Consider the following 4,063-nt stretch of genomic DNA (forward strand, 5'->3'; position numbering starts at 1 on the left):
GATCACAAAATCAACCGGCTCGACGAATTGCTTCCTTGGAATTGGACACCAGCACCGCCCGAAGATTGCAAGGCGGCCTAAACCGGGCGGTTACACACGACAGGCCGTCATCAACCGAAGCAACGACACGTTCCCGAGTGTCCGGTGATTGCGATTTGGCAATAATCCACCTCCACATACGGTGAACCACAAAACAAAACTCATGGGTATCCAATCGATTCAGATATCAACGACGCTCCAGGGATCGGAAAAGCCTGATTTCAATCTGACGAATCCAGAATGAACGATTGGAAAGGCCTGATGCCGCTCCATAGGCCGCCACGTTTCCTTGCAAAACTTCGACATGCCATCGATAGTTTATTGCCATCGGCGAAGTGCAAGTAGTCGACCTGGCTTTCGCTTCGCGCTTCGATGGCCGTCGGTCCGGCCCCGCTGGATGCCCATAGAACAGCACCATCCCGACGTTCTCTCAAGGCCACTTCGAGGACGCGTTTTACCTCTTTCTTTCCTACTTTGGCGCTCGTCCAGTGTTTGACTTCAATGTTGAAGACCGGGGTCCCTGATTGCTGGACATCCACGACGACGACATCCCGCCCGCCATCGTTGCTTCCTTCTGTCAAATGGGTCGCGTATCCGAGCTCGGCCAAAACATGCGCGACCAGGCGTTCGACTTCTCGCCATTCCAGACGACGCAAATCGAGCTCTTCGTGAGCGATGGCAAGTGCAAGCTTGTCGACAAAATCTAATACCAGTTCCACATATTTGTCTTCGACTGGTTGAGAGTCTCGCAGTCTGACAAGTCTTTCTTTGACTTCGTCAAAGCTCCAGAGTTCGAGTCTTGGGCCGGCTGTTCGCGTGCTGACTGCCGCCATATTCGCATCATAGCCCTCAGGTGAGACCATAATGACTCGACTCACATCAGACGGAGATAGATTGGTCACAAATTCAAGGATAGCGCTTGGGATGAGTGACCGAGGGCTGCCTTCTCGATTGAATTTGTAATCGACTAGGATGCGGTCATCACCTTTTAAGATATTGTCGCCCACGAGGTCAAAGCGATGTTGATTGGCCACCTCAGGTTCAGCGCGCAATTTATACCCTGATAGCGCAAAATAGGGTTGCAGAACGCGGTGCATCATCGTTCCGCCTTCTTCATAGTTCTCCCATTCTTCGTATTCATTCAAAATCAAGAGACATTGGTTGATGGTCTTGGCCTGATCCATCGAGTTCATACTGAGCGCTTGATCGCTGGACATGCCCGAACGACGAAAAGTGTCTTTTAATGTTCCTTTCAAGACGCAACCTCTTCAAACATGATCTCTATCAGAGTTCTTCGTTATCATCGGCAGAATGCTTAGCAATGCCATGCGCTGACCCGCGCTCAAGACGGCAAGCAAAATACTGGCGACCAGAGGGATCAAACTCCAGTCCAGGAGACCAGCGGACGGTGCTGCAGACCATCTGATAAGACCCAGCACGAGAAGTGGAAAAGCCAACAACAGTGTGCTGGCATAATAGGCCTGCAACGGTGTCGAAGTTCCACTCGCATTCAGAAACGTGACGCCGGTTCCGAACAGGATCGTCGCACAGCTCTCTTGATCCTCAATTGCGTCGACTGTTCGTCGGGCGATGATCAGGCGTAGAAGAAGCAACGCTATGAGCAGTAAGATCAGCCAAGAGGCGACTGTCGCAGCTATCCGACGGTCCACCTCAACGCCAAAGAGACTTAGCTTCAGGGTGCCAAGTTGCTGATCGAAGTCTGCGTAGGCGGCCGCATAACGATCAAATCCTGCGATCCTGGTGAACCCCTTATCGTCCATATACGCATAGAATTCATCGACCTCTCCGCGCTCTGGCAGAGGCGTTAGCCGATAGGCAAAACCACCCTTTTCAACCCACTGACGGTATGTGATCGGAAGTGGTGGCATTGGGGAGCTGAAAGAATCTCCTGTGCCGGACGCTTTGCCATATAACGGCTTTAAGTGAGGATCAGTCGTTGCGTCTACTCGGCGCATTTTCAGGAAATCCGGAAGATCGGCAACCGCCTCTTCCGGCAGCGGAGTCGCTCGAATGCTTTCCCGGATTTCATCGAGGGGGCCTTGAATATCATCTAGATCTTGACGGTATAGAAGCTCGATCAGGTCATTGACGTCGTAGAGATCGAGTTGATTCAGTGAGGCCCGGTCCTCTGTGACGATATCATCGAAGTTACTCTTGGCCGAAGGATAGGTGTAGAGCGGCGGCTTTTGGCTCAGCGTCTCTATCAGCTCGTAGCCCGGATGACTTTCCGGGAAATGAACATGCATAAACGTAAGCTGGTGAAAGGCATCATCCACCGTTTTGGACCATGCCTCATACGTATCCCGGTGCTCCTTGAACCTTTGTTCGTAAACCACCTCAAGCGCCGAACGGGTTCCGCCTGACTTCGAAAGCTGTGATCGATCTCCCAGTAATTCTGCCGGCACGAATAAAAACGCGACAAAGAAAATGGAAGCAGCAGCCGAGACCGTTACAAGGGATGTCCATGCGACATCTATGCGTTCTAGGTGGATCTTTATCAGGTCAGCCGTTGGATCGTTTAGACCGAGTTTATAGTGAGCCTCGCCCGATGGCTGTTGAGAAAGTTGACTGGCTAATCGCAGGGTTGCGATCTGGCAAATCAAAACGGCAATGATGGCGCACACAGCAATCATCGTGACGACCGGGAATCCCGTGCCGCCATAGATCAACACCGCGAGAAGAACTGGAGGAGAAAGGTGGATTGCCAAGGCGATCCACGAGAGGAGTTTTGTGACCGCGCCGGTCTGCGTTCTTCCCCCGAAAATCAGAACCGGGATCCAGGGAAATAGACCAACGTGAAATGCAGCATCCCGCTGGGCCATCGCATTGCCGGACCATCGCAGCGCTTTTGACAATGTCAGAACAATGTCGATTGCTATTCCAAAGGCGAGTAGCGGCAGAAGTAACTTGATTACAATTCCGGGAATCGACAAACCGACCGCTGAAATTGATCCCGCTTTGAGTTCACCAGCCGCTATCTGCGCCTTTGCGGACTCTACCACGGAAGATAGTTTCGAGACATGCCACTCCTCAAGGGTTTCAGAGATATTGGCTAAATCCTCACCAACGTCTTTCGGCCAGCCAGGATAAGGCTTGGACAATTCGACTAGGCTGCCCTCGATAGTGGATACGGCATTGTTAATGGCATTGGCTTCTGCCGCAGTCTCTGCGCCGGTGCTGATTTCTTCTGCAAACGCCTCGATGTCTCGCAAATTCGAGGAATAGCTGGGAATTCTTTCAACTACAGTCGTATCACCGAGATGGATTTGGCGCTCGGTGCTGGTCTCAGCTGCAACAGACCTCTCTAACCCGGTATAAATCCGGAGCAGGTTATCAATTTGAGAGCCGCTCCAGCTAAGAAGATCATTGGGAGGTGGGGAGTCAGCGAACTCACTTATTGCATTGGCGAGGGCGTCGAATTCTGCACCTAGTGTGAATAGCTCGAGCGACCGGTTCTCTAGACCTCGCTCGGCCAGCCTGTCCTTTGCTTCACTTAAGGCATGTTGGGTATCATGTATTCTGGCAACCGCATCTCTCGGGAGCCATGTTTGGAAGTTGCTAGAGTGGGTCGTTGCAGCTAAATCTATGTCCCGCAATCGCTCATAGGCTCTTACGACGTTCAGCGCATCCGAAGGGTTTTGAGGCTGACTGGTCGATGCAAAATTTGCAAGCAAACCAACGAAACAGATGAAAAGCAGCAGAGCCCACCGAATCCGGGCCTTCTTCAAAAACCCGATAAGCACTTCGATGGTCTTTTCCCGTTCCTTCGAAAGAGGTTCGTTCTGTTTCGCCATGGTCAAATTTGTGTCCAGGTATTTCTCACTCCTTATACTGAAGCTCAACTTGTGCTGGCTTCAAGCTTAGAGATTGCAACCCCGCAGGGCTTCGTCATGCGAAAAGACACATTTGTGTCAACGGCGGAGCAAAACCCGGCCAGTGTGGCGGAGCAAAAGTCGGCCACATGGGCGAGCGCCTTGGAGCGTGAGGCCATCATGTAGCCAGC

2 protein-coding genes are annotated in these 4,063 nt (G+C 52.0%); both read right to left on the reverse strand.

Annotated features, from left to right (window positions below; genetic code table 11):
- Nucleotides 1-260: 260 nt before the first annotated feature.
- Nucleotides 261-1,295: a restriction endonuclease gene (locus tag EDD52_RS23270; RefSeq protein ID WP_132248991.1), complete on the reverse strand. Its 1,035-nt coding sequence runs from the start codon at nucleotides 1,293-1,295 to the stop codon at nucleotides 261-263.
- Nucleotides 1,296-1,307: 12 nt separating this feature from the next.
- Nucleotides 1,308-3,854, reverse strand: coding sequence for a hypothetical protein (locus EDD52_RS23275; RefSeq protein WP_165907659.1), 2,547 nt, complete (start codon nucleotides 3,852-3,854; stop codon nucleotides 1,308-1,310).
- Between the last annotated feature and the right edge of the window lie 209 nt (nucleotides 3,855-4,063).

Origin of the sequence: Primorskyibacter sedentarius, assembly GCF_004342065.1 — a bacterium.
GTDB classification, from domain to species: Bacteria; Pseudomonadota; Alphaproteobacteria; order Rhodobacterales; family Rhodobacteraceae; genus Primorskyibacter; species Primorskyibacter sedentarius.

What these genes read in the sequence shown, in the direction of transcription:
- EDD52_RS23275 (WP_165907659.1), bottom strand. Translation starts at nt 3,854, where the DNA reads ATGGCGAAACAGAACGAACCTCTTTCGAAGGAACGGGAAAAGACCATC.